21 protein-coding genes are annotated in these 24,976 nt (G+C 58.7%); 12 read left to right on the top strand and 9 right to left on the bottom strand.

The features are described 5' to 3' along the window. Positions 1-227 precede the first annotated feature (227 nt). Genes purT through QQF73_RS14920 form a run of 4 tightly spaced genes read right to left on the bottom strand, consistent with a single transcriptional unit; the run spans position 228 to position 2,781 of the window. Complete coding sequence (gene purT / locus QQF73_RS14905; protein WP_219868151.1) at positions 228-1,427, bottom strand: formate-dependent phosphoribosylglycinamide formyltransferase; 1,200 nt, start codon at positions 1,425-1,427, stop codon at positions 228-230. 52 nt (positions 1,428-1,479) lie between these two features. Next, positions 1,480-1,662, bottom strand: coding sequence for a DUF1289 domain-containing protein (locus QQF73_RS14910; protein WP_219868152.1), 183 nt, complete (start codon positions 1,660-1,662; stop codon positions 1,480-1,482). Then, positions 1,659-2,192, bottom strand: a complete 534-nt coding sequence (locus QQF73_RS14915; RefSeq protein WP_219868153.1) for a gamma carbonic anhydrase family protein — start codon at positions 2,190-2,192, stop codon at positions 1,659-1,661. The genes QQF73_RS14910 and QQF73_RS14915 overlap by 4 nt, the downstream gene beginning before the upstream one ends. Before the next feature lies 1 nt (position 2,193). Then, the gene (locus QQF73_RS14920; RefSeq protein WP_219868154.1) at positions 2,194-2,781 is read right to left on the bottom strand and encodes an NUDIX hydrolase; all 588 of its coding nucleotides are present in this window, start codon (positions 2,779-2,781) and stop codon (positions 2,194-2,196) included. A gap of 98 nt (positions 2,782-2,879) precedes the next feature. Here QQF73_RS14920 and QQF73_RS14925 point away from each other — a divergent pair, with 98 nt between their 5' ends. Beyond that, positions 2,880-3,437, top strand: coding sequence for an NUDIX hydrolase (locus QQF73_RS14925; protein WP_285368685.1), 558 nt, complete (start codon positions 2,880-2,882; stop codon positions 3,435-3,437). Here QQF73_RS14925 and QQF73_RS14930 read toward each other — a convergent pair whose 3' ends face one another. After that, entirely contained in the window at positions 3,438-3,749 is a 312-nt protein-coding gene (locus tag QQF73_RS14930; protein WP_219868156.1) for a YqfO family protein, read from the bottom strand. A 414-nt stretch (positions 3,750-4,163) separates the two neighbouring features. Continuing rightward, positions 4,164-8,069, bottom strand: a complete 3,906-nt coding sequence (gene purL / locus QQF73_RS14935) for a phosphoribosylformylglycinamidine synthase (RefSeq protein WP_219868157.1) — start codon at positions 8,067-8,069, stop codon at positions 4,164-4,166. Positions 8,070-8,403: 334 nt separating this feature from the next. Here purL and mltF point away from each other — a divergent pair, with 334 nt between their 5' ends. Further along, the gene (gene mltF / locus QQF73_RS14940; RefSeq protein ID WP_219868158.1) at positions 8,404-9,858 is read left to right on the top strand and encodes a membrane-bound lytic murein transglycosylase MltF; all 1,455 of its coding nucleotides are present in this window, start codon (positions 8,404-8,406) and stop codon (positions 9,856-9,858) included. Positions 9,859-9,876: 18 nt separating this feature from the next. On the opposite strand, the gene QQF73_RS14945 is transcribed toward mltF, so the two are convergent. Continuing rightward, positions 9,877-10,353, bottom strand: a complete 477-nt coding sequence (locus QQF73_RS14945; protein WP_219868159.1) for a regulatory protein RecX — start codon at positions 10,351-10,353, stop codon at positions 9,877-9,879. A gap of 168 nt (positions 10,354-10,521) precedes the next feature. Here QQF73_RS14945 and QQF73_RS14950 point away from each other — a divergent pair, with 168 nt between their 5' ends. After that, the gene (locus QQF73_RS14950) at positions 10,522-12,990 is read left to right on the top strand and encodes a DUF349 domain-containing protein (RefSeq protein WP_219868160.1); all 2,469 of its coding nucleotides are present in this window, start codon (positions 10,522-10,524) and stop codon (positions 12,988-12,990) included. Positions 12,991-13,003: 13 nt separating this feature from the next. Here the strand turns inward: QQF73_RS14950 and QQF73_RS14955 are convergent, their stop codons facing one another. After that, positions 13,004-13,267, bottom strand: coding sequence for a late competence development ComFB family protein (locus QQF73_RS14955; protein ID WP_219868161.1), 264 nt, complete (start codon positions 13,265-13,267; stop codon positions 13,004-13,006). 187 nt (positions 13,268-13,454) lie between these two features. Here QQF73_RS14955 and QQF73_RS14960 point away from each other — a divergent pair, with 187 nt between their 5' ends. The 4 genes from QQF73_RS14960 (at position 13,455) to QQF73_RS14975 (ending at position 20,032) form a co-directional block, all read left to right on the top strand. Next, positions 13,455-14,663 (top strand): acetyl-CoA C-acetyltransferase, encoded by a 1,209-nt coding sequence (locus QQF73_RS14960; protein WP_219868162.1) that lies wholly within the window; start codon positions 13,455-13,457, stop codon positions 14,661-14,663. 32 nt (positions 14,664-14,695) lie between these two features. Further along, on the top strand, positions 14,696-16,846 hold the full coding sequence (locus tag QQF73_RS14965) for a 3-hydroxyacyl-CoA dehydrogenase NAD-binding domain-containing protein (protein ID WP_219868163.1): 2,151 nt from the start codon (positions 14,696-14,698) through the stop codon (positions 16,844-16,846). Between the two features lie 223 nt (positions 16,847-17,069). Further along, the gene (locus tag QQF73_RS14970) at positions 17,070-19,241 is read left to right on the top strand and encodes a carboxy terminal-processing peptidase (RefSeq protein WP_219868164.1); all 2,172 of its coding nucleotides are present in this window, start codon (positions 17,070-17,072) and stop codon (positions 19,239-19,241) included. A 17-nt stretch (positions 19,242-19,258) separates the two neighbouring features. Continuing rightward, the gene (locus QQF73_RS14975; protein WP_219868165.1) at positions 19,259-20,032 is read left to right on the top strand and encodes a helix-turn-helix domain-containing protein; all 774 of its coding nucleotides are present in this window, start codon (positions 19,259-19,261) and stop codon (positions 20,030-20,032) included. On the opposite strand, the gene mtnA is transcribed toward QQF73_RS14975, so the two are convergent. Next, positions 20,021-21,085: an S-methyl-5-thioribose-1-phosphate isomerase gene (gene mtnA, locus QQF73_RS14980; protein WP_219868166.1), complete on the bottom strand. Its 1,065-nt coding sequence runs from the start codon at positions 21,083-21,085 to the stop codon at positions 20,021-20,023. The genes QQF73_RS14975 and mtnA overlap by 12 nt on opposite strands. Positions 21,086-21,193: 108 nt before the next feature. Between mtnA and QQF73_RS14985 the strand changes: the two genes are divergently transcribed. Genes QQF73_RS14985 through QQF73_RS15005 form a run of 5 tightly spaced genes read left to right on the top strand, consistent with a single transcriptional unit; the run spans position 21,194 to position 24,974 of the window. Beyond that, positions 21,194-22,534 (top strand): TRZ/ATZ family hydrolase, encoded by a 1,341-nt coding sequence (locus QQF73_RS14985; RefSeq protein WP_285368688.1) that lies wholly within the window; start codon positions 21,194-21,196, stop codon positions 22,532-22,534. 35 nt (positions 22,535-22,569) lie between these two features. Then, the gene (ubiG, locus tag QQF73_RS14990; RefSeq protein WP_219868168.1) at positions 22,570-23,286 is read left to right on the top strand and encodes a bifunctional 2-polyprenyl-6-hydroxyphenol methylase/3-demethylubiquinol 3-O-methyltransferase UbiG; all 717 of its coding nucleotides are present in this window, start codon (positions 22,570-22,572) and stop codon (positions 23,284-23,286) included. Further along, positions 23,279-23,941: a phosphoglycolate phosphatase gene (gene gph / locus QQF73_RS14995; protein WP_219868169.1), complete on the top strand. Its 663-nt coding sequence runs from the start codon at positions 23,279-23,281 to the stop codon at positions 23,939-23,941. The genes ubiG and gph overlap by 8 nt, the downstream gene beginning before the upstream one ends. Positions 23,942-23,991: 50 nt before the next feature. Continuing rightward, positions 23,992-24,741, top strand: coding sequence for a YciK family oxidoreductase (locus QQF73_RS15000; RefSeq protein WP_219868170.1), 750 nt, complete (start codon positions 23,992-23,994; stop codon positions 24,739-24,741). Further along, on the top strand, positions 24,741-24,974 hold the full coding sequence (locus QQF73_RS15005; RefSeq protein WP_041342924.1) for a glutaredoxin family protein: 234 nt from the start codon (positions 24,741-24,743) through the stop codon (positions 24,972-24,974). Before QQF73_RS15000 ends, QQF73_RS15005 begins: the two co-directional genes overlap by 1 nt. Positions 24,975-24,976: the final 2 nt, after the last annotated feature.

Below are 24,976 nucleotides of genomic sequence, written 5' to 3' on the forward strand. Positions count from 1 at the left end.
CCTCTCTGTCAACCGCTTTCTGAAGAATTTTCAAACTCGATTTCTTCAGTACTTTCAAACGGTTATCTTTCGATTTCTGGCCCGCCTCAGTGGCGTTCCCCTCGAAAGAGATGCGCATTCTACAGACCTGCTCAGAGGTGTCAACGGTTCGTTTTAAGTTTTTTCAAAAGCCGTCATTTTCCCGATCAAAAGACCCCATCAGGCACGCCCTGAAACGAGCAGAAGATCTACAGTTCTACATTAACCGCAGCCGCTGCACGCCGAGCTTTTTCCCGGGCCTCCTCGATACTCTCCCCGCGTGCCAGCGCCACACCCATACGGCGACGGCCCTTCAGTTCCGGCTTCCCAAACAGTCGCAACTGGGTATCCGGTTCAGACAGGGCGCTTTCGATGCCACTGAAGGCGACGTCCGACGACTCTCCCTCCGGCAGAATGACTGCCGACGCCGAGGCGCCGTTCTGCCGAATCATTGGAATCGGCAAACCCAGGATCGCACGGGCGTGCAATGCGAATTCGGACAGGTCCTGGGAGATAAGGGTAACGAGCCCCGTATCGTGTGGGCGCGGAGACACCTCAGAGAACCAGACGTCATCTCCCTTAACAAACAGCTCCACCCCATAAAGACCAAAGCCGCCAAGATTCTCAACTACCGCCCTCGCAATCTCCATGGACCGATCGAGGGCGGCGGCCGACATCGGCTGCGGCTGCCAGGATTCCCGATAGTCCCCATCCTCTTGCCGGTGGCCAATAGGATCGCAAAAAGAAACACCATCACGGTGCTTAACAGTCAGCAAGGTGATTTCATAGTCGAAATCCACAAACCCTTCGACGATGACCCGGCCTTTGCCTGCCCGGCCACCGGACTGGGCATACTCCCAGGCAGCCTCGACATCCGAGCCGGACGTGACAGTGCTCTGCCCTTTACCGGAGGAACTCATCACTGGCTTGACGACAAGGGGCAACCCGACTTCGTCGACGGCGGCCAGATACTCCTCCCGCGTCCCGGCAAACCGGTACGGCGAGGCGGGCAATCCGAGCTCTTCAGCCGCAAGCCGGCGTATGCCCTCACGATTCATGGTCAGGTTCACGGCTCGGGCGGTCGGTATGACCCGATAGCCTTCGTTCTCCAGCTTCACCAGCTCGGGAGTGGCAATCGCCTCGATCTCGGGAACGATAAGATCCGGCCTCTCCTGCTCAATAATGCTGCGCAGGTTACCCGCATCCAGCATGTCGATCACATGGCTTCGATGGGCCACCTGCATGGCTGGAGCATTGGCATAGCGATCGACTGCAATCACTTCCACGCCGTAGCGCTGCAACTCGATAACCACTTCCTTGCCAAGCTCGCCGGAGCCACAAAACAATACCTTGAATGCGCCCTGCTTGAGGGGGGTGCCGATTCGAACCGTGCTGGTGCCTTCTGTCATGTCGATGTCTGCCTGAATGTCTATGGTTGGGCGTGTTTACTCATTTCTGCCGCTATAGCGCTACCTTTTCTTCGCGAATGGCAACCTTGCGCAGAACCTCCCTACGCTCCTCATTGGTCATCTGGGTCCAGCGAAGAATCTCATCGCCAGTGCGCTGACAACCGATGCACATATCGTTTTCATCAAGAGCGCAAACCTGAACGCAAGGCGAGCGAACTTTATCTGCAACGCTCATCGCTCGGGCTCACACACTTTCAGCTTGTCCTGGTACCGAGCACCGTTCTGCACGTAATGCTGCGCGCTCATTTCCAACATCTTCTTCTGGCTGTCGTTCAGTTCGCGCTTGATCTTGCCGGGGGAGCCCACAACCATCGACCCGTCCGGAATCTCCATCCCCTCCGGAATCAGTGTATTGGCGCCGATCAGGCAATGCTTTCCAATCTTCGCGCCATTAAGGACAACCGCGTTGATTCCGATCAGGCTGTAATCCCCAATCTCGCAACCATGAAGCATCACCTTGTGACCGACGGTCACACCTCGACCAAGGGTCAGCGGGATGCCGGGATCGGTATGAAGAACGGATCCATCCTGGACATTGCTTTCCGGGCCGATGGTGATCAGCTCATTGTCACCTCGAATGACCACGTTGAACCATACACTGGCCTTCTCCATCAGGCGCACACTGCCAATCACTGTCGCGTTTTCGGCAACAAACTGACCCTCTCCCTCCAGCACAGGCGTTCGGTTGTCCAGCTCGTAAAACATGTCAGCCTCCTCGGGGCGGTTCCAATAAATCGATACCGGCATCGTACACAGCGTTCATAAAATCGACCAGAACCACCGCCGATAACCCCCATATCTGATAACGCTCCCAACGATAACAGGGGACATAGAACGTGTGGTTCAGGAAGTTCAGCGCATCCGTACGCTCCCGACGGTCTTCGTGAAAGAACGACAGGGGTACACGAAATACGCTCTCAATTTCATCCGGATTGGGCTCCAGAGGGTGATCCACCGGAATCACTCCGACATAAGGAGTGACCAAAATGCCGTAGCGGGACATCACCTGACTGAGAGGCGCAATTACCTCGACGTGCTCTGGTGGCAAACCGATCTCTTCATGGGTCTCCCTCAGAGCGGTGGCCGCCAGAGATGGATCCCCGGGGTCTCGCTTCCCCCCGGGATAGGCAACCTGCCCCCGGTGAGTGCTCAGATTCGAGGATCTCAACGTAAACACCATTTCCGGGTTACGATGATCGTCCGTCACCGGAACAAGGATGCCGGCTTCGGGATAATCCAACGCCAGTTGTCGGGGTGCGTAGCCAGCCAAACGCTCGGCGAGTAAATCACGCAAATTGTAGCTCCGTGGAACTTCAGAATGTTGGATGAGACACAGGCAGCCACGATGGTTAAACTGACTACCAAACCAATTTCCAGTATACGGGGAATCACATGAAGTACTGCAGCACATGCGGCCATCCGGTTGAACAACGCATCCCCGAGGGGGACAACCGCCACCGCTATGTATGCATCAGCTGTGAAACCATACATTACCAGAACCCGCGTATTGTCGCCGGGACGGTTCCAGTATGGAACGGGAAAATCCTGTTGTGCCGCAGGGCCATCGAACCACGTTACGGATACTGGACTCTGCCTGCCGGGTTTATGGAGAACGCCGAGACCACCATCGAAGCGGCCGCCCGGGAAACTCTGGAGGAAGCCCTCGCTGAAGTGCATATAGAGGGCTTGTATTCGATCATTGATGTGCCACACATCAACCAGGTCCACATGTTTTACCGGGCAACCCTCAAGAATGGCCAATTCGGTGCCGGCGAAGAATCGCTCGAAACCCAATTATTTGAACTCGAAGACATTCCCTGGGATGAACTGTCGTTCCCGACGGTCCGGAAAACCCTCGAGCTGTTTATCGAGGACTTCCGCAAGGAGTCCTTCGGAGTACACGTTCAGGACATACGCCATCCAATGTCAGGTTCCACTGCCAGACGGTGATCACATCGCCTCCATCCGGTAGACCTCGTAGGCAGGCTCCTCATAGGGGTGGGCCTGCTTGAGGGCTTTGAGGGCCTCCCCCACCACACTGTCGTCGCAAACCAGCTCGACCTTGTACTCATCCACAACTTCCAGGGCGCCTTTTTTACCCAGAAACGGATCACTGCCTTCCAGCGGTCGAAATTGCCCCTGCCCGACGCACTGCCAGGCACAACAATCGTAATCGCCGATTTTTCCGGCGCCAGCCTGAAACAATGCGCGCTTGGTCTTTTCAAGGTGAGTTTCGGGTACGAAATAGCACAGTTTGTACATAACCAACCTCCACAAATGCGGATATTTTTTGTACAGATTAATGGCTTAGCAACTTACCCACAGAATCTGTGGATAACTCTGGGGAAAGTTTTGGGGAATACGCCTCTCACCCCCGTAATCACTGCACTTCCGTTAAATTGGCGACAAAATCGCCCAATTACTTTTGTATATATTTTTCAATAGCTTATATGCAAAGAACAAAAATTGAACCAATTTCTCATTCTTTGTACACAGAACACTCAGGGAAGCACCAGGAATGTGCATAAAAATACTGAGTCAAGTTCATTTTTGCCTATTTTACGAATTTTATCCCTTGAAAATCGCTCCAGAGCCGGGGGCCCAAAGACAAAAAAGCCGGCCGTGAAAAATGCCTTCAACAGACACCTTCCAGGACCGGCTTTTTAGCCAGGGGGCTTAACCGAACCAGCGCCTCGCATTCCTGAACATACGAATCCAGGGACCATCTTCCTGCCAGCCTTCTGGATGCCAGGAGTACTGAACCGCCCGGAAAACCCGCTCGGGATGAGGCATCATGATCGTGACCCGGCCATCGCGAGTGGTAACACCGGTAATGCCGCCCTCCGACCCGTTCGGGTTGAAGGGATAGCGCGACGTGGCCTGGCCTTTGTTGTCCACGTAGCGAATGGCAACCAACTCGCTCTCGGTCAGACCTGCGGCCGAACTTCCGCCCGCAAACTCTACCCGGCCCTCCCCATGGGCGACCGCGATCGGCATGCGCGATCCCGCCATACCATCAAGGAATGCCGATGGTGAAGACATCACTTCGGTCATCACCAGGCGCGCCTCGAACTGCTCGGACTGGTTGCGGACAAACCGTGGCCAGCCTTCACTGCCCGGAATCAGTTCGTGCAGGTTGGAAAGCATCTGGCAGCCATTGCACACCCCAAGCGTCAGGGTGTCCTGACGGTTGAAAAAGGCAGCAAACTGGTCGCGAACCCGGTCGCTGAACAGGATTGACTTGGCCCAGCCTTCGCCGGCTCCCAGTACATCACCGTAGGAGAAGCCGCCGCAGGCGACGAGACTGTTGAAGCGTTCCAGCGTCACGCGACCGGACAACAGGTCGCTCATGTGAACATCCACGGATTCGAAGCCGGCACGATCAAACGCCGCAGCCATTTCGACCTGACCGTTCACGCCCTGTTCACGCAGAACCGCTACCTTCGGGCGGGCTCCCTTGCTGATGTAGGGCGCGGCAACGTCGTCATTGATGTCGTAGGTCAGATCTGCACTGAGCCCGGGATCGGAGGCATCCAGCAGATTGTCGAATTCCTCCTGGGCGCAATGCGCGTTGTCCCGCAGCGACTGGACCCGGTAACTGGTCTCGGCCCACAGGCGCTGGAGGGAAACCCGTGATTCATCAACCACCGTTTCCCCTTCGAAACTCAGACGCAACTGATCGTCGTCGTTCAGGGTGCCGATTACGCTGGTGTGATCGCCCAGGCCAGCGGCGGAAAACTGCTGCAGAACAAACCTGGTGTCGTCACGACGGACCTGGATGACGGCACCCAGCTCCTCGTTGAACAACTCCCGAGCGAACTGGGACCCATCCTCGGCCAGCCCGTCCAGCTTGATATCAACCCCGGTATGGCCGGCAAAACACATTTCCGCCAGGGTCACGAACAGGCCACCGTCTGAGCGGTCATGGTAAGCCAGCAGCTTGGAGTCTGCGTTCAGGCCCTGGATGACCGCAAAGAAGGCCTTGATGTCCTCGGGATCGTCCAGATCCGGTGCAACGGCGCCCACCTGCCGATATACCTGAGCCAGCGCGGAGCCGCCGAGTCGGTTCTGGCCCGCCGCCAGGTCAATCATGATCAGATCGGTTTCACCGGCGTCGGTTACCAGTTGCGGCGTCAGCGTCCGGGCCACGTCAATGACAGGGGCAAAGCCGCTGATTACCAGGGACAACGGCGCGGTGACACTCTTCTGCTCGCCGCTGTCCTCTTCCCACATGGTTTTCATGGACATGGAGTCCTTGCCCACGGGGATCGTAATACCCAATGCCGGGCAGAGTTCCATGCCCACGGCACGCACGGTCTCGTAAAGGTTCTCGTCTTCGCCCGGGTGCCCTGCCGCAGCCATCCAGTTGGCCGACAGACGAATGTCCGAAAGCTGGCCGATGGCTGCGGCTGCAAGGTTGGTCACCACTTCACCCACGGCCATACGCCCCGAGGCCGGCGCATCAATCACCGCAACCGGCGTGCGCTCACCCATCGCCATGGCTTCACCCGCACGGACATCAAAGGAACTGGCGGTGACGGCAACGTCGCTGACCGGCACCTGCCACGGGCCAACCATCTGATCCCGGGCAACCAGGCCAGTGATGGTGCGATCCCCGATTGTAATAAGGAAGCTCTTGGAACCTACGGACGGCAAACGCAGGACCCGGCGAATGGCATCGTGTAGATCAATCTTGGTGGAATCGAAGATTGGCTTGGTGAAGGAAGCGCGGCTCACACTGCGGTGCATGCGCGGTGGCTTACCGAACAGCACTTCCATCGGCAGGTCTACCGGCTTGTCGTCGAAATAGGAATCGCCCAATTCGAGATGATGGGATTCGGTCGCTTCGCCAATAACGGCATACGGGCAACGCTCGCGACGGCACAGGGCGTCGAATTGCTCCAGATTCTCCGGAGCAACGGCCATGACATAACGCTCCTGGGACTCGTTGCACCAGATCTCCAGAGGCGACATGCCAGGTTCGTCGCTCGGGATGTCCCGAAGCTCGAACTTGCCCCCGCGCCCGCCGTCTTTAACCAGTTCCGGCATGGCATTGGACAAGCCGCCGGCACCGACGTCGTGTATGAAACAGATCGGGTTACGGTCGCCCATCTGCCAGCAACGGTCGATCACCTCCTGACAACGGCGCTCCATTTCCGGGTTATCGCGCTGGACCGAGGCAAAATCGAGGTTCTCATTGCTTGAACCCGAGTCCATGGAGGAAGCGGCACCGCCACCCAATCCGATAAGCATGGAGGGGCCACCCAGAACGATCAATTTGGCACCAACCGGGATGTTACCTTTTTCGACGTGCTCCTCACGGATGTTCCCCAAGCCACCCGCGATCATGATCGGCTTGTGGTACCCGCGCACTTCTTCTCCCGCCGGTCCTGGCACCTTCTCTTCGAAGGTCCGGAAGTAGCCGGCCAGATTGGGTCGCCCGAATTCGTTGTTGAAAGAAGCCCCCCCAATGGGACCCTCGATCATGATATCCAGTGCGGACGCTATCCGCTCAGGCTTGCCATATCCAATTTCCCAGGGCTGGGGATCGCCTGGCAGATTCAGGTTCGACACAGTGAAGCCGGTCAGGCCCGCCTTGGGCTTGGAGCCGCGACCGGTGGCGCCCTCATCCCGGATCTCACCACCGGAACCGGTGGCCGAGCCCGAAGCCGGCGCAATGGCCGTCGGGTGATTGTGGGTTTCCACCTTCATCAGGATGTGGATGTCTTCTTCGTTGTACCCGTAGACACCGGAATCCGGATCCGGGTAGAAGCGACCACCACGGCTGCCACGAATGACTGAAGCATTGTCCTTGTATGCCGAAAGCACACCTTCACTGTTCATTTCGAAGGTGTTGCGGATCATGGCAAACAGCGATTTTTCCTGGCCTTCGCCGTCGATATCCCAGGACGCATTGAAGATCTTGTGCCGGCAGTGCTCCGAATTGGCCTGCGCAAACATCATCAGTTCAACGTCAGTCGGGTCACGCTGAAGATCGGTAAACGATTTCACCAGGTAGTCGATTTCATCGTCCGCCAGGGCCAGGCCCAACCGGGCGTTAGCTTCCACCAACGCTGAGCGACCGCCGGCCAGCACCGGCACGCGGCCAAGTGGGCGGGGCTCCTCATGGCTGAACAACAACTCAGCACCACCCATTTCATGGAACACTTTCTGGGTCATGCGGTCATGCAGCAACGCGGCAATTTTTTCACGCTGCGCCAGCCCCAGTTTACGATTGGCACGGACGTAGAAGGCGGTACCGCGCTCAATGCGGTGAATCTGGCGCAGACCACAGTTCCGTGCGATATCGGTGGCCTTGCTCGACCACGGGGACAAAGTGCCCGGTCGGGGTACGACCAGGAACAGGACGCCATCGGGATCTTCCACCTGGACGCTCGGACCGTAGGTCAGAAGCCGGTCGAGAATCGCCTGATCGGATTCGGAAAGGCTGCCCTCCAGATCCACAAAGTGCATGAACTCGGCATACACATGCTCGACTTCAGGTACAACGTCCTGAATTCGGGTATGCAGTTTGCGGGAGCGGAAGGGCGAAAGCGCGGGAGCGCCGCGAAGTTCAAGCATGATATCAACCTGTATCGCGCGAAACGGGGAAGTCTGGGTGCAATTTGAAAGGCCGCCATGATACTCGAAAGCGAGGTCGGGATACAGCGCCACTCGCCTTAATTCCGTCCTGTACAATTGACATTGTTTTGCATATTAATTAACCAGCTTTATTGACCAACGTAGCAGCAGCAACGATCATATATATGTGGAAGCGGAAGCCACAGCTCGTGACACACCGGATGCGTCCATTCCCCACTTACTGACGTATCCCGACGATCCAGCGGTAACGGAGCCTAGGGACTTGTTCAGAATTCTGACTGCTTTTGCGGCTGCGCCAACTCAGGCGGCACTCATGATCAGTGCTGTCGTTGCAGTTGCCGGCTGCTCGCGCCCAAGCACACTGCAGGAGGTTCTCGCAGAGGACGTGCTGCATGTGATCACCCGCGAAGCGCCCTCCATTTACTATGAGGGACGGGACGGGCCGACTGGCTATGACTACGAGCTGGCAAAGCTGTTTGCCGATGAGCTCGGAGTTGAGCTTCGGGTGCGCGTGGCAGAAGACAACACTGAAGTCCTTTCCGTACTCTCCAGGAACTACGCCCACATTGGGCTGGCCGGATTGTCTGGCCAACCGGGTATGGCGGATCAGTACAAGGTCCTGCCTACCGGCATCGCCGCCCAGTCTGTGGTGGTGTACAACCGGGATGTACCGCGCCCCGATTCCCTCAGTGACCTTGAGGGCCAGACTCTTCATCTGGTCGCAGAAAGCAATCACGAACACTTGCTCGAGGGTGAAGAATCCGGATTCGACTGGCAGGTGCACCCCGGTCTGGATCCGGCAGGCATTCTGGCGCGCGTGGAAAGCGGTGAATTCTCCTATGCGGCGGTTTCCTCCAACGAGCTGGAACTCAACCACGTATTCTTTCCCCAGGTAAAAGATGCTTTCTACGTGGGAGAGCCAGAGGAACTGGCATGGCTGTTCCCAGCAGACCAGGATGACACCCTGGTCAATGCCGCCAACCAGTTCCTGACAAAACTGCAAAGTGACGGCACACTCGCACAGCTTGCGGAACGCTTTTATGGGCACCTTGACCAACTGAACTACGTCGGTGCCCGGACATTCATGCACCACGTCGAAAACCGCCTGCCAAAGTACGAATCACTGTTCCAGGATTATGCTGCCGAGTTCGGGATAGACTGGCGCCTGCTTGCGGCCATCGGTTACCAGGAGTCGCATTGGCGCCCGAATGCTGTTTCTCCAACGGGCGTTCGAGGCCTGATGATGCTGACACGGAACACCGCGAGCTACATTGGCATCAACAATAGGCTGGACCCTGAGGAAAGCATCCAGGGCGGCGCCAAATACTTTCGCATGGTGCACAAGAAAATCCCGGACCGGATTCCGGAACCGGACCGGACCTGGTTTGCGCTCGCTTCCTACAACGTTGGTTTCGGCCACCTGGAAGACGCGCGACGACTCGCGGAGAGCGCCGGCAAGAGCCCGGATCGCTGGATGGATGTAAAAGAATTCCTGCCGCTACTGGCTCAGAAGGAGTGGTACACCAAAACCCGCTTCGGATATGCTCGTGGTCATGAGCCGGTGTTGTACGTGCAGAATATTCGCCGCTATTACGACGTCCTCGCTCGGATAACCGAGCGTAACCAGACGGATGCGATAAAACCGGGCGAGCTGGTCAACCTCGATTCCATGCCCCGGGGTTCGGGTTCCGCACCAAAAGCAGAGGCCCACCCGGAACTGCGAGCCGGCCTGCCACGCGAGCTGGGCATGATTCCCCCGACCCTCTAGCACTGTGCCGCGGCAGACTCAGCTGTCTTGCGAGCGGGTTTCCAGGGCCCGCTCCACCTGACCCGCCGAAAATCCTCTCCGATTCAGAAACCGGGCCTGCCGCACTTTTTCATCCCAATCCTCGTCGAGGTCTGACAACCCGAAGCGCTTCGCCCTGAGCGCCACGGCGCGACGACACCAGTCTTCCTCAGTCATCTCTGTGAGGCACTCGGGGGCATGGTGCACACCGCGCTGCTGGAGCTCACCCAGTATGCGTAATGGGCCATAGCCCAGATCCATTCTTTGGCGAGCATAGACATCGGCGAACCGGTTGTCGTCCAACCAGCCCTCGCCTTCATAGTCGTCCAGCACCGCTTCGATAATGGCGGCTTCAATCTTTCGCTGGCGCAGTTTCAACGACAGCTCCAGACGACTGTGCTCCCTTCTGGCCAAAAGCCTGAGAGCGGCGGCACGAGCCTTGTATTCCTGATCGTCCTGATTTTCCGGTTTTGTCATACAGCCCCTTCCCGCGTGCGCGTACAAAACGCTAGACTAGCCCCCGAATTCATTCTTGCCGGCATGCCCGGCAACGGTACCCGGCTTGCCGACACGAGCAGCCGATGGCCGGTGGCGGATAACTTTGCCCGACACCGAGGACTGGTTTCAATCCCGAAGGATACCTTTATGGCCGCATTCATCCAGAAACTCTTCAAGTCCCGCAAGTCTCCAGAAGCGACCGGAAAGGTCCGCAAGGAAGTGCCCGCACCGGATGCCCCGCAGGAAGATACGCGTGCCAGCCTGAGGGAGGCTCAACTGGAAACGCTCAAAGGCTCGCCCGAGCAGGCCCGGCTCGCCGAATTGGCCGTCGAGGGTGTTACCGCCGATATTCGTCTTGAAGCCGCGGGCCGACTGACAGATGCCGAGAGCCTCCAACAGGTCCAGAAAAAAGCCAAGGGTCGGGACAAAAGCGTCTACCAGTCGGTCCGACAGGCACTCCAGAAACTCCGCGAAGAGCAGGCGCGGCTGGAGAGCCTTTCGCAAACCATCACCACACTGATCAACCATGCCAAAGATCAGGCCCGAAGCGATGACACCAAGCTTTATGAAGCGCGACTGGGTGCCCTCACCCGCCAGTGGGCCGAGGTAGAAGCCCACGCCAACGCGGAGCAGGCGCAAAGCTTTCTCGAGGCAGTTCACCGCTGCAAGGAACGTCTGGCGGCGGTCCAGTCAGCGCAGGCGGATGAGGAACGTCAAGAAGAGCAACGACTCCAGCGAGAGGAAACCCTGGCCCTTCTTGCAAACACCCTGGACGACCTGAAGACCCAGTCGCCAGAGACTCTGCCCTCGCTGGCCTCTCTGGATGCTCTCCAGAAAACCCAGGAGAACCGCTGGCTGGAAGCCACACGGGATACCTCCGTGGACAGGCAACAGCAAAAGGCCTACGAGACCAGCATGTTGTCCCTGCGCAATTACATCAGCGCCGTCCGCCGTACCACCCAGGAAAAAGACACCCTTGCAGAGCTGACAGCGGCTAACGCCTCCGGTGATGACGGCGCCGATGAGCGTCGCGAACAGGCCAGGCAACTGATCCGGGAGATCAACTGGCCCGAGAACTTTCCCATGCCGGCGTTGCTCGAGTCGGTCCGACAACTGGCCGGAAAGCCCAAGCAGTCAAAACCGGCCAGTACGGAAGACCTTGAAAAACAGAAGGCCATTGCCGCCGAACTGGAAGCATCTATGACCAGTCTGGAGGCGGCACTTGAAGCAAAGCAGCTGAGGGAATCCAGGCAGCTTCTGAAGACAGTCCAACAACAGTTCAAATCCCTTGATCGCCGCCATGGCAAACCGTTCCAGGCCCGTATGCAGCTGCTGAACGGCCAGCTCAGGGAACTCAGTGACTGGTTGGGATTTGCGACCGAGCCCAAGCAGATTGAGCTTTGCGAACAGATGGAGTACCTCGCGGAACAACCCATGGAACCGGAAGCCAAGGCCGAACGGATCAAGGAGCTCCAGAATGAATGGCGCAATCTGGGGGGCTCCTCGGACCGCGCACTCTGGACCCGCTTCAAGGCGGCGTCTGATAAGGCATACGAGCCCTGCAAAGACTATTTTTCGGCAAAATCAGGGCTCAAACGCGCGAACCTGGAAAAACGCAAGGCCATTTGCGAGGAGCTGGAAACGTTCCTGAATCACGCCGACTGGTCCACCATTGACTGGAAAGCCGCCGAAAAGATCCACCTGACCGCTCGCCAGGAATGGAAGGCAGCCTGGCCGGTCGAGTTTCGGGAGAACCGGCAGGTCCAGAAACATTTTGACGACCTGCTGAAAAAGCTCGAGGCGCCCCTGGATCAGGAACGGCAGAAGAACGAGGCCCTGAAGCAGGAGATCGTCGACAAGGCAAACGCGTTGATCGATCATGAGCCGCTGCAAGACGCGATGAATCAGGCGAAAAACCTGCAGGCTGACTGGCAGGCCATAGGCATCACCCGTCACCGGGAAGACCGCAAGCTCTGGCAGGCGTTCCGCAAAGCCTGTGACCAGATCTTCGCTCGCCGCGATGCCCATCGAAACGAACAGCAGCAGGCGACACGGGCAGCCGACGAAGCGGCAGCCCCGGTGATCGAGGAAAGCCGGAAACTGTCCAGCGAGGACGACGGTTCTACCCTGTCGGATGCCCTCAGCAAACTGCATGAGCTTCAGGTTTCGGCACTTTCCGCCACCTTGAAAGACAAGGTTCAAGGCGAGAAGCAAAGACTAAAGCAGGCCCTGACGGAACAGCAATTGCGAGCGGATGTCAGTTACTGGCAATCACTGGTGATGGCACGCCTGGAGGGGCCAGCCGACGCGGCGCAGGTTCCCGGCCACTGGCCGGAACTGGCCGCCGGACAAGACAGTCTCGACCACGGTGAACTGGTCATTCGCGCCGAAATTCTTGGAGGGATTACGTCACCGGATTTCGATCAACAACGCCGGATGGAGATTCAGGTCCAGCGACTGGCGGAGGGAATGGGTTCGACCGAGCCGGCCAGCAACGAGTTCCGGGAACTGGAGAAACTGGTTGCACGCTGGTGCCTCCAGCCCGCAGACGCATCACCGGACGAAGCCCTGGCCAAACGCCTCAGCAATGCACTGGCAGCCGTGGTTCCGGGCTGACTGGCACGGGATCTCAGTTCCTTTGATGCTCCCTCACAAAATCCCTGGCCGCCTGCACCTCGGCCAGGGATTTTTCTTTCATGCCCTTTAATTCCTCATCGGTCAAAAAGAACACCATATCGATCGCGTGCCGGTAGTACCGGGCCGGAAGGTGGTTCAGCGCGACACACATCACGTCAGTCAGGTAATCCGCGTTGTCCGCATCCTCCCGGGTGGCGTCGATGGCATCCAGAACCAGCCGCTCATAAAAATTGTCGATGGCATCTCTGAGGGACATATCACTCTGCCTCCCACACTTGCGCGCCTTACTTTAACCATAGAAGTCACGCCGCTTCTTGTCATGGCAACTGAGCAGTTTCGCCAATGCAAATGGCAGCCGTCGTCATTACACCGGGTCCCTTCTACCGGGTATGGTTACGCCATCGGAAGTATTTTCTGACTCAACCATCATCAGAGGACAAACAATGACCACCGAGGCGTATATCTTCGATGCAGTCCGCACCCCGAGAGGTCGCGGCAAAAAAGACGGTTCCCTTCACAGCGTCAAGCCCATCACGCTGATGACAACCGTACTCAAAGCGCTGCAGGAGAGGAATAGCCTGGATACGGCGCAGGTTGATGACATCGTCATGGGCTGTGTAACCGCTGTTGGCGACCAGGGCGCTGATATTGCCAAGACCGCAGCGCTGGCCGCCGATTGGGATGAAAAGGTGGCGGGCGTCACCCTCAACCGTTTCTGTGCCTCCGGACTGGAAGCCGTCAACCTGGCTGCCATGAAAGTCCGATCCGGGTGGGAGGACCTGGTGGTTGCCGGCGGCGTGGAGGCCATGTCCCGCGTCCCCATGGGCTCTGACGGCGGCGCCTGGGCCACGGACCCGGAAACCAATCTGCACACCGGGTTCATGCCCCAGGGCATTGGCGCCGACCTGATTGCCACCATCGAAGGCTTCAGCCGGGAAGACGTCGACGGATTCGCGGTCAAGTCCCAGCAAAAAGCCGCGAACGCCTGGCAGAACGGCCATTTTGCCAAATCCATCGTTCCGGTCACCGATCAGAATGGCGTGGTCATCCTGGATCGGGACGAGCACGTTCGGGGCAATGCCTCCATCGACTCCCTGGCCGGCCTCAAACCATCGTTCCAGATGATGGGAGAAATGGGCTTTGACGGAGTGGCCCGGGAGAAATACCACTACGTGGAGAAGATCAACCACGTTCACCACGCCGGCAACTCCTCAGGAATTGTAGACGGCGCTACCGCCCTGCTGATTGGCAGTGAAGCGAAGGGCAAGGCCATGGGCCTCAAGCCGAGAGCCCGGATCGTCGCCACCGCCGTCACCAGCACCGACCCGACCATCATGCTGACCGGTCCGGCTCCGGCGGCCCGCAAGGCCCTGGAAAAGGCCGGAATGACCGTCGACCAGATTGACCTGTTCGAAGTTAACGAGGCCTTCGCTTCCGTAGTGATGCGCTTCCAGCGCGAGTTGTCGGTTCCTGATGAGAAAGTGAATGTTAATGGCGGTGCAATCGCCATGGGCCATCCGCTGGGCGCAACGGGCGCCATGATTCTGGGCACGCTGATGGACGAGCTGGAACGCCGGGAACTGCGTTATGGCCTCGCCACCCTTTGTGTCGGCGGCGGCATGGGGATTGCCACCATCATTGAACGCGTCTGAACCCGACCCTTTTTCTGACAGGAGAACCGATTATGAGTGCTATCCGTTACGACCTGGGTTCAGACCAGATTCTGACCCTGACCATCGACATGCCCGGGCAATCCGCCAACACCATGAACGCGGCCTTCCGCGAAGCGCTGACTGATACAGTGACCAGGGTAAAAGCCGATCTGGCCAACATTCGTGGTGTCGTCATTACCTCCGCCAAGAAAACCTTCTTTGCCGGTGGTGACCTGACCGAACTGCACAGGGTCACTCGCGAGGATGCCCAAACCTTCGAAGACATGGTGAATGGCCTGAAAGGCGACATGCGCTTCCTCGAGACCAGCGGCAAGCCTGTGGTCGCTGCCATCAACGGCAGTGCGCTCGGCGGCGGGCTGGAGATCGCCCTGGCCTGCCATCACCGCGTTGTGCTGAATGAAGAAAGCATTCAGTTGGGCCTGCCCGAGGTCACCCTGGGATTGCTGCCCGGCGGTGGCGGAACCCAGCGCCTGCCGCGCATGATTGGCCTTGAGGCGGCCTTCCCCTATTTGATGGAAGGCAAGAAAGTGAATCCGAAAGCCGCCCTCAAGGCAGGCATCGTTGATGAGCTGGCCGAGTCGCCGGACGAAATGATGGCCAAGGCCCGGGCCTTTATCGATGCCAACCCCAAGTGCCAGCAACCCTGGGACCAGAAAGGCTTCAAATTTCCGGGGGGAGCGCCGCACCATCCGGCCATGGCCCAGAAACTGGCTATTGCCCCGGCCATGCTCAAGCAGAAAACCCGGGGTTGCTATCCAGCGCCTGAGCGCATTCTTTCGGCTGCAGTTGAAGGTGCGCAGGTGGACTTCGACAACGGCAGCCTGGTCGAGACCCGATATTTCGCGGAGCTGGTGATTGGTCAGGTGGCGAAGAACATGACCGGCACCTTCTGGTTCCAGTTAAATGCCATCAAGGCCGGCGGCAGCCGCCCTGACGGCGTAGACAAAGAAACGTTCCGGAAGGTTGGCGTGCTGGGCGCGGGAATGATGGGCGCTGGTATCGCCTACTCCACCGCCACCCGTGGGATTGAGGTCGTGCTGAAAGACGTTTCCGTCGAGAACGCCGAGAAAGGCAAAAGTTACTCGGAAAAACTGTTGGCAAAGAAAGTCAGCCGTGGCCGAATGACCGAGGAGAAAAAAGCCGAAATTCTCAGCCGCATCAAGGCGACCGACAGTGCCGAGGATCTCGACGGTTGCGACCTGGTCATCGAAGCGGTCTTCGAGGACAGCAGCCTGAAGGCGAAAGTGACCCAGGAAGCAGAAGCGAAACTTGCGTCAAATGGCATTTTCGCGTCCAACACCTCGACGATTCCCATCACTCAGCTGTCCGAAGCATCCGCCCGGCCCGATCACTTCATCGGCCTGCATTTCTTCTCCCCCGTGGACAAGATGCAACTGGTGGAAATTATCGTGGGTGAAAAGACCTCCGATGACACTCTTGCTCGCGCGTTCGACTATGTGCAGCAGATTGGCAAGATTCCCATCGTGGTCAACGACAGCCGGGGTTTCTTCACCTCCCGGGTATTCGGCACGTTTGTGAACGAGGGCATCTGCATGCTGGGCGAGGGCATTCACCCGGCCAGCATTGAAAATGCCGGCCTGCTTTCGGGCATGCCTGTCGGTCCGCTGGCCATTTCCGACGAAGTCAGCATGACCCTGATGCAACACATCCGCGACCAGAGCAGAAAAGATACCGAAGCTGCCGGCGGCACCTGGATTCCGCACCCTGCCGAGGCCGTGATCGACCAGATGGTCAATGAGCAGGGCCGCAAGGGCAAGGCTGCCGGCGCAGGCTTCTACGATTACCCGGAGCAAGGCAAGAAACACCTCTGGCCTGAACTGGAGCGTCTGTACGTGGATGCGAGCAAGGCGTCTTCGGTGGCACTGCATGACCTGAAAGACCGGATCCTCTTTATCCAGGCCATTGAAACCGTTCGCTGCCTGGAGGAGGGCGTGCTGCGCACCGTGGAAGACGCCAACATTGGCAGCATCTTCGGTATCGGTTTCGCTCCCTGGACCGGCGGGGCCATCCAATTCATCAACCAATACGGTGTGCGGGCATTTACCGAACGCGCCAAAGAACTGGCCGAACAGCATGGTGACCGCTTCGCGCCGCCCAGGCTGTTGCTGGAAAAAGCCGAAACCAACACCCTCTTTTGCTGACCCGACTTGCCGGAGAGGCTACGCCTCTCCGGCCCTCACAATGCCGCCCTTCCCCGTCATAATTCCACCGTCACATGACGATTTCATGGACAGATTGTCACGAACCGATACGCGCTGCCTATGGCAACGGTGGTAGCGCTTGCCTACAATAAATTTATTCGCCAACGGGAAAGCATGGTTCAACTCCACCGAACCTGCACCCAGCACCGTCAGGTATGCATTTATGACCATCGCGGAAAGAATTGTCGCCCCTTGCGCACCCTCAAAATATGCCCGGACAGGATTCTGCAAGGCTTTAACCATTGCCCTGCTGGTCTCGACGCCCCTGGCACTGAACGCGAAGGTGGACGATTCTCTGGTGTACGAACCGGTTGCGCCTACCATTGATCAGGCCAGGGCCAATATCCTGATTGCCCGCCAGCTCCAGTTCACTCACTTCCGCGATCTCGGCATCAGTGACGAGCTGTCAGGGGATGTATTCGATGCGTATCTGGAATACCTGGACGGGCAACGCATCTACCTGACCCAGGAAGACCTCAACAAATTCAACCGGGTACGAACACAACTGGGGGCGGCGCTGAAGACCGGCCAGCTCCAGCCCGGTTTCGATATCTACAATCTGGTTCAGCAACGCATCATTGAACGGCTCCAGTTTGCCCTCAACCTGATTAATGGCGGCATCGACAAACTCGACTTCGGGACGGATGAAACCATTCTCCTGGATCGGTCAGAAGCCTCCTGGGAGACCAATAGAGAGGCACTTGATGCCCTCTGGGTGAAGCGAATCAAGAATGCGGTGCTGGCGCAGCGCCTCAACGGCACTGACGACGAAACCATCGAAGACAACCTTCTCCGTCGGTATGAGGGCCAGTTAAAGCGGGCTTATCAAGCTCGTAGCGAGGACGCATTCCAGGCGTATATGAATGCATTCACCGGCATGTGGGATCCGCATACCTCCTATTTTTCCCCGCGGACGTCGGAAAATTTCAATATCAACATGAGCCTTTCGCTGGAAGGTATCGGTGCCGTTCTTCAATCCGATAATGAGTTCACCAAGGTGGTTCGCCTGGTACCTGGTGGACCGGCGTCCAAGCAGGGCCAGCTCCAGCCAGCGGACCGGATTGTCTCGGTTGCCCAGGGTGACGAGAAGCCGGTCAATGTCATTGGCTGGCGTCTGGACGAGGTGGTCGACCTCATTCGGGGCCCGCGCAATTCGGTCGTCACCCTCGAGGTTATCCCGGCCAACGCCAGTGACGAAACCATCACCAAGGCTATCGCCATCAAGCGTGACGAGGTGAAGCTTGAAGAACAGAGCGCCAGCAAGGACGTCATTGAGCTGGAGCGCAGCGGCACTGACTACACCGTCGGTGTGATCACCATCCCCACCTTCTACGCCGATTTCCAGGCCATGCAGGCGGGTGATCCCAACTACAAGAGCACAACCCGGGATGTCCGGAATCTGATTACCGAGCTCGAGGAAGACGGTGTCGACGGCCTGGTGATTGATCTTCGCAACAACGGCGGCGGCGCCCTGCATGAGGCCAACGACCTGGTCGGCCTGTTTATCGACAAAGGCCCAACCGTCCAGATCCGCAACGCCAATAACGACGTTCAGGTCCTCAACGACGAGGATCCTTCCGTCGCCTATGATGGCCCCCTCGTTGTCCTGACCAACCGCATGAGCGCCTCGGCCTCGGAGATTTTTGCCGGCGCTATCCAGGATTACGGCCGCGGTCTCGTGGTGGGTTCCCAAACCTTTGGCAAGGGCACGGTCCAGGCGGTTCGCCCGCTCAATCATGGCCAGCTGAAAATTACCCAGTCCAAGTTCTACCGGGTTTCCGGTGGTTCCACCCAGCATAAAGGGGTGATTCCGGACATCGAGATTCCGTCCCGCATCGACAAGAGCCGTATCGGTGAGGATGCCCTCGACCACGCCCTGCCCTGGGATCAGATCGAAGCCGTCCCCCACGAGCGCTATTTTGACTTCAGCGGCATCATCGATGAATTGAGAAAGCGCCACGAAGAACGGTTCTCGGCCAGCCCGGAGTTCAGTTTGCTGCAGCAGGAAATTGACTTCCTGAACGAGCAGCGGGAAATGGATTCCGTCAGTCTGAACTTCGACAACCGCAAGACCCAGCACGAGCAGATCGAGCGGACCCGGCTGACTATCGCCAATGCGCGCCGTGAGCTGCGCGGCGAAGAGCCGTTTGCATCCCTGGAAGACCTCGAGGACTGGCAGGATCAGCAGGCCGCCGATCTGGACACCACCGATGACGAGCTCGATTTTGTCATCCGCGAGGGCGGCCACATCATGGCAGATATGCTGGAACTGGATCGGCAAATGGTGTCCATCGTGTCGCCCCGGCAGTTCGCTGCTCAGGCGCCCACCCAGTAAGGGAACCGAACCCGAGCATGACGGAGCGTACCAAGGACCCGGACCCCCGACAGAAAGCGCGCATGCTGCAGGACATGCTTCTGGATGCCCTGCATGCCATGCGGTCTATGGAAGAGGTTGAAGAACTGGGGAGAGCCGACAACACGGCACCCCGGAATCCGGATAGCCTGTTCGACCGGCTGGCCAATCTGACCGGCTCCGCCCTCCGGTTCGGGGCAAAGGCCACAGACACCTCCATGCGGGTCGGGCGCGCCCTGATCAATTCCCAGGACCAGCTCCGCGCCATGCTGACGGCTGGTCAATCCCTCCAGGACATCCGTGAGGTGGCCGGCCTCACTCTGTCGGAAATGAGCGAGGCTCTGAATCTCCGAGACAAGTCGGTCCTCGAGGCCATTGAAAACGGCACCGCCACCCTCTCCTTCGAACTCATTCTGCGCCTTGCGGCCCTTATAGCCCGCAACGATCCGATCCCTTTCATCATGCGCACCACGCGCAACTACAACCCCGAAGTCTGGCAACTCCTGAACGACTGGGGCGTCGGGCGTCTGCCACTGCAGTTTGAACGGGAACGGGAATTCATCAACATCTTCCGCCGGCACGACGATGCCCGGCACCTCTCGGATGAAGGCTTCCGGCAGGTGCTGGATTTTACCCGCCAGAGTTTCGAGATGTCGCTGCACTTTGTGGAAGAACAGGAAAAGCAGGTCGCGGACATGAAGGCCCGCTACGAAGACACGGCCGGCGCGGACGATAAGCCCGCAACCGGCAGTCGGAAACCCTCAACCAAATAACTCGCGCATCCCGGTAATGTTCGGGTTATGGACCACGCCCTTTTCAGTCACGATGGCGTCGATCAGGCTTGCCGGAGTGACGTCGAAAACCGGATTGAAGACCTTGACCCCTGCTGGCGCCAGCGGTACACCGCGAATTTCGCGAATTTCTGTACCTTCACGTTCTTCGATCGGGATGTCCTGGCCGGATGCCAGTGACATATCAACAGTGCTGGAAGGTGCCACCACCATGAAACCAACCTTGTGGTGGCGAGCCAGAACGGCAAGACTGTAGGTGCCGATCTTGTTGGCGACATCGCCATTGGCAGTGATTCGGTCAGCACCCACTACCACCCAGCGTACGTGGCCATCCGCCAGAATGGCTGCAGCGGCACCATCGGCGTTGAGCGTTACCGGGATGCCCTCCTGCGCCAGCTCCCAGGCGGTCAGGCGACTGCCCTGAAGCCAGGGACGAGTTTCGTCGGCATAGACGGTTTGCAGCATATTTTCTTCGTGAAGACGGCGGATAACGCCCAAGGCGGTGCCATACCCTCCGGTTGCCAGAGCGCCGGTATTGCAGTGGGTGAGAACCGATATGGGTTTGTCGGGCCGTATGACCCCCAGGGCGTGGTCCGCCATGGCGAGGTTCGCCGCCAGATCCTCTTCGTGAATGCGAACGGCTTCTGAGGCCAGTCGCCCCACCGCCTCGTCCAGCGAGTGACACTCGTGAAAGACCTGTTCCATACGCTGCAGTGCCCAGAACAGGTTGACGGCGGTGGGCCGCGATGCCGCCAGTTCTCGAATCGCCTGTTTGATCTCGGCTTTCCAGTCTCCCCCTCCGGCATGGCGGGCGGCCAGGGCAACGCCATAAGCGGCACTGATACCAATGGCCGGTGCGCCGCGAACCACCATGTCACGGATGCACTGGGCCACACTCGAAGCGCCCTCCAGGGTTATCCAGTGCTCGTCCACCGGCAGCAGACGCTGGTCCAGCAATTCCAGGGCATGGCCATGCCAACGAATAGCTACCGTGCCAACTGCCCGGGAAGATGGATTTGTGGGGGATGTCGCCATAGATCAGCTCCGCCTCTGAAACGCTGAAAACGCCCAGTATAACGTTTATACTTCCGCCCTACATTTTCAATGCGCGAGTTTTACGCGCCCGGCCCTGAAGGCAGGTACATGACGGCAGACACCATCACCGCAGCCGATATCCGCATCAACGCCCGTTGGCTCATTCCCATCGAACCGGAAGCAGTCGTCCTGGACAACCAGGCGGTCATTATCCAGGGGAACCGCATAGCCGCGGTGGTCTCGCAGCAGGAAGCCGACCGGCGTTTCCGTACCCGGGAAACCGTGGATCTGCCCAGTCACGCGTTGATGCCCGGCCTGATCAATCTTCATGGCCACGCCGCCATGTCGCTGTTTCGTGGCATGGCCGATGACCTGCCGTTGATGTCCTGGCTGAATGACCATATCTGGCCTGCCGAAGGCGCCTTTATCAGCGAAGCCTTCATCGCCGACGGCACCCAGCTCGCCATGGCCGAAATGCTGCGCACTGGCACCACTACCTTCTCGGACATGTATTTCTTCCCCGAGATTGCGGCCCAGTGCGCCCACGACGCCGGCATGCGTGCCCAGATTGCTTTTCCGCTACTGGATTTCCCGACGCCTTGGGGAACAGGGCCAGAAGACTACCTCGGAAAGGGTGAGGCATTCATCCGAGACTGGCAGGACGACCCGTACATTACCCCCGCCATAGGCCCGCATGCCCCCTACACGGTGTCGGATGCACCTCTGAAGCGTGCGATCCAGCTGTCCGCCGACACTGGCGCCCCGATCCAGATCCACCTGCACGAAACCGAATTCGAAGTTAACGAAGCCACCGAAAAGCTCGGTCAACGCCCGGTCGCACGCATGGCTGAACTGGGGCTTTTGGGCCCGAACACCCAGTGTGTCCACATGACCCAGGTAAACGACGCCGATCTGGAGACCGTCACCACGTCGGGCGCCCACGTCATTCACTGCCCGGAATCCAACCTCAAACTGGCGAGCGGCCTTTGCCCGGTGCAGGAACTGATGGATGCCGGCGTGAACGTCGCCATCGGCACCGATGGGGCCGCCAGCAACAACGATCTGGACCTCTTCGGGGAGCTACGCACGGCCGCCATGATCGCCAAGGTGGTATCGGGCGATGCCGCCGCCCTCTCGGCACATGCGGCACTGACCATGGCAACCCTGAGTGGCGCCAGGGCGTTGGGCCGCGACCACGAACTCGGTTCACTGGTGGCAGGCAAACTGGCCGACATCATCGCCGTGGACCTGAGCGATCCTTTCCTGCAACCGGTCTACGACCCGATCTCGCACTTGGTGTACAGCAACCATGGCCGGGCAGTAAGCCATAGCTGGATTAACGGCGTACCCCAGTTACAGGACGGCCGACTCACCCGCATCGATGTCGCGGACCTGATGTTGCGCGTCGATGGCTGGAAGGAACGTATTCGCAACCAGCAGGCCCAATAACCGAATTCCGACAGATTGATCAGGTAGCACAGACCATGACAAACCAGAACGTAGACCGGAATGAAATTGCAAAGTTTGAGGCACTGGCCAGTCGCTGGTGGGACCCCACCAGTGAATTCCGCCCCCTTCATGACATCAACCCGCTTCGGTTGAACTACATTGACGAGCGGGTCCCTCTCGCAGGCAAACGGGTCCTGGACGTGGGCTGTGGCGGCGGCCTGCTGTCGGAGGGCATGGCCCAGCGCGGCGCCCATGTGACCGGCATTGATATGGGCGAAGCGCCCCTGTCCGTCGCGAAACTGCATGGTCTGGAAAGCGGTATCAAAGTGGACTATCGCCAAACCACCGTTGAGGATCTCGCCCAGGATGCTGACCACGCCGGCCAGTACGACGTTGTCACCTGCCTGGAGATGCTGGAACACGTGCCCGATCCGGCGTCGGTGATCCGAGCCTGCTCCACCATACTCAAACCCGGTGGTCACCTCTTCGTCTCCACCATCAACCGGAATCCGAAGTCGTTCCTGTTCGCCATCGTGGGCGCCGAGTATGTCCTGAACATGTTGCCCAAAGGCACGCACGAGTGGAAAAAGTTCATCCGTCCCTCGGAAATGTCCGACCACCTGCGCCACGCCGGGCTCGAGGTGCTGGAGTTGACGGGAATGACCTACAACCCCATCACCAAGATCTACAAGCTCGGTCGCGATGTCGATGTGAACTACCTGATGCATGCGCGAGATACCCGCGATGCCTGAGACCGTACCCTCGGCCGTCCTGTTCGATCTTGACGGCACGCTGATCGACACGGCACCGGATTTTATCCGCTGCCTGAACCAGCTTCGCCAGCAGCATGGCCTCGCGCCACTGCCGGCCGAACACATCCGGCGCTCGGTCTCCAATGGCGCACGTGCCATGATTCGGGTCGGGTTCGGACTGGAGCCGGACCATCCGGACTACCTATCCAAGCACACCGAGTTTCTCGATCTCTACGAGGCCGGTGTCGCCATTGAGACCGCCCTGTTTGAAGGTATGGATCCGATTCTCAGGGCGCTGGAAGCACGGAGCATTCCCTGGGGCATCGTCACCAACAAACCGGTGCGTTTTGCCGCCCCACTGGTGGAAGCGCTCGGCCTGGCACCGCGCTGTGCGGCCGTTATCTGCCCGGACCACGTCGCCCAGCGCAAACCTCACCCCGAAGCCCTGTTCCTGGCCTGCCAGGAGATCGGAGCCGATCCTGCCAGCGCTGTCTACGTGGGCGATCACGAGCGCGATATCGAAGCCGGACGTAATGCCGGCATGCGGACCATCGCCGTTCGCTACGGCTATATCGAGGAGCCGGGATCGGTTGACCTGTGGCAAGCAGACCTCGTAGCCGACACCGTCGCCGACCTGGCAAAGCTGTTACAATAAAACCAGATTTGAATCCCTACCCGGTAACCGCCTGACACGGAGAACAGGTTATGCAAGATTACCAAGCCCCCGCCGATTTGCTGCGAGACCGCATTATTATGGTGACCGGTGCCGGCAGTGGAATTGGCCGGGCCGCAGCTATTGCCTACGCTGCCCATGGCGCAACCGTGATCCTGGTGGGCCGCACCGTTTCCAAACTGGAATCGGTGTACGACGAAATCGAAGCCGCCGGACACCCCAAGCCCGCCATCGTGCCGATGAACTTTGAAGGCGCAGCGGTCAAGGAGTATGAGGAGCTGGCCATGACACTCGAGGAAAACTTCGAGCGCCTGGACGGCATCCTACACAATGCCGCCATTCTCGGTGACCGCAGTCCCATTGAGCTGTACGATCCCGAGGTCTGGAACAAGGTGTTGCACGTCAACGCGACGGCGCCCTTCCTTCTCAGCCGGGCCATGATCCCGTTGCTGCGCAAATCCACCGACGCCTCGGTGATCTTCACGTCCTCGGGCGTGGGCCGCAAGGCCAAAGCCTATTGGGGCGCCTACGCGGTGTCCAAGTTTGCGGTTGAGGGTCTGAGCCAGCTGATGGCCGACGAGCTGGATGACGAACGCCATAATGTGCGTGTGAACAGTCTGAATCCGGGTGCGACCCGTACCAACATGAGAGCCCGGGCGTATCCGGCCGAGAACCCGCAGCAGAATCCCGCGCCGGAAGACCTGATGCCGATCTACCTGTATCTCATGGGCAAGGACAGTCACGGTGTGACTGGCCAGCAACTGGACGCGCAGCCCAAGTAATGGAACTGCTGTTTTATACAACGACCCAATGCCACCTGTGCGAGTTGGCCGAAGCCCTGCTGGTGAACACGCCCATGCCGGCGCCAATACCAGTCGACGTGGTGGATATTGCCCAGTCCGAAGAGCTGGTCGAGCGTTACGGCACACGCATCCCGGTGCTGCGCCGCAACGACACCGGTGCGGAGCTGGACTGGCCATTTACCAGGGATCAGTTACTCACGTTTCTTCAATGAGG

Origin of the sequence: Marinobacter albus (assembly GCF_030238305.1) — a bacterium.
GTDB lineage: Bacteria > Pseudomonadota > Gammaproteobacteria > Pseudomonadales > Oleiphilaceae > Marinobacter > Marinobacter albus.

Coding starts and splice junctions, on each gene's coding strand:
- purT (WP_219868151.1), bottom strand. CDS start 1,427: ATGACAGAAGGCACCAGCACGGTTCGAATCGGCACCCCCCTCAAGCAG.
- QQF73_RS14910 (WP_219868152.1), bottom strand. CDS start 1,662: ATGAGCGTTGCAGATAAAGTTCGCTCGCCTTGCGTTCAGGTTTGCGCT.
- QQF73_RS14915 (WP_219868153.1), bottom strand. CDS start 2,192: ATGTTTTACGAGCTGGACAACCGAACGCCTGTGCTGGAGGGAGAGGGT.
- QQF73_RS14925 (WP_285368685.1), top strand. CDS start 2,880: ATGAAGTACTGCAGCACATGCGGCCATCCGGTTGAACAACGCATCCCC.
- QQF73_RS14930 (WP_219868156.1), bottom strand. CDS start 3,749: ATGTACAAACTGTGCTATTTCGTACCCGAAACTCACCTTGAAAAGACC.
- purL (WP_219868157.1), bottom strand. CDS start 8,069: ATGCTTGAACTTCGCGGCGCTCCCGCGCTTTCGCCCTTCCGCTCCCGC.
- mltF (WP_219868158.1), top strand. CDS start 8,404: ATGATCAGTGCTGTCGTTGCAGTTGCCGGCTGCTCGCGCCCAAGCACA.
- QQF73_RS14945 (WP_219868159.1), bottom strand. CDS start 10,353: ATGACAAAACCGGAAAATCAGGACGATCAGGAATACAAGGCTCGTGCC.
- QQF73_RS14950 (WP_219868160.1), top strand. CDS start 10,522: ATGGCCGCATTCATCCAGAAACTCTTCAAGTCCCGCAAGTCTCCAGAA.
- QQF73_RS14955 (WP_219868161.1), bottom strand. CDS start 13,267: ATGTCCCTCAGAGATGCCATCGACAATTTTTATGAGCGGCTGGTTCTG.
- QQF73_RS14960 (WP_219868162.1), top strand. CDS start 13,455: ATGACCACCGAGGCGTATATCTTCGATGCAGTCCGCACCCCGAGAGGT.
- QQF73_RS14965 (WP_219868163.1), top strand. CDS start 14,696: ATGAGTGCTATCCGTTACGACCTGGGTTCAGACCAGATTCTGACCCTG.
- QQF73_RS14970 (WP_219868164.1), top strand. CDS start 17,070: ATGACCATCGCGGAAAGAATTGTCGCCCCTTGCGCACCCTCAAAATAT.
- QQF73_RS14975 (WP_219868165.1), top strand. CDS start 19,259: ATGACGGAGCGTACCAAGGACCCGGACCCCCGACAGAAAGCGCGCATG.
- mtnA (WP_219868166.1), bottom strand. CDS start 21,085: ATGGCGACATCCCCCACAAATCCATCTTCCCGGGCAGTTGGCACGGTA.
- QQF73_RS14985 (WP_285368688.1), top strand. CDS start 21,194: ATGACGGCAGACACCATCACCGCAGCCGATATCCGCATCAACGCCCGT.
- ubiG (WP_219868168.1), top strand. CDS start 22,570: ATGACAAACCAGAACGTAGACCGGAATGAAATTGCAAAGTTTGAGGCA.
- gph (WP_219868169.1), top strand. CDS start 23,279: ATGCCTGAGACCGTACCCTCGGCCGTCCTGTTCGATCTTGACGGCACG.
- QQF73_RS15000 (WP_219868170.1), top strand. CDS start 23,992: ATGCAAGATTACCAAGCCCCCGCCGATTTGCTGCGAGACCGCATTATT.
- QQF73_RS15005 (WP_041342924.1), top strand. CDS start 24,741: ATGGAACTGCTGTTTTATACAACGACCCAATGCCACCTGTGCGAGTTG.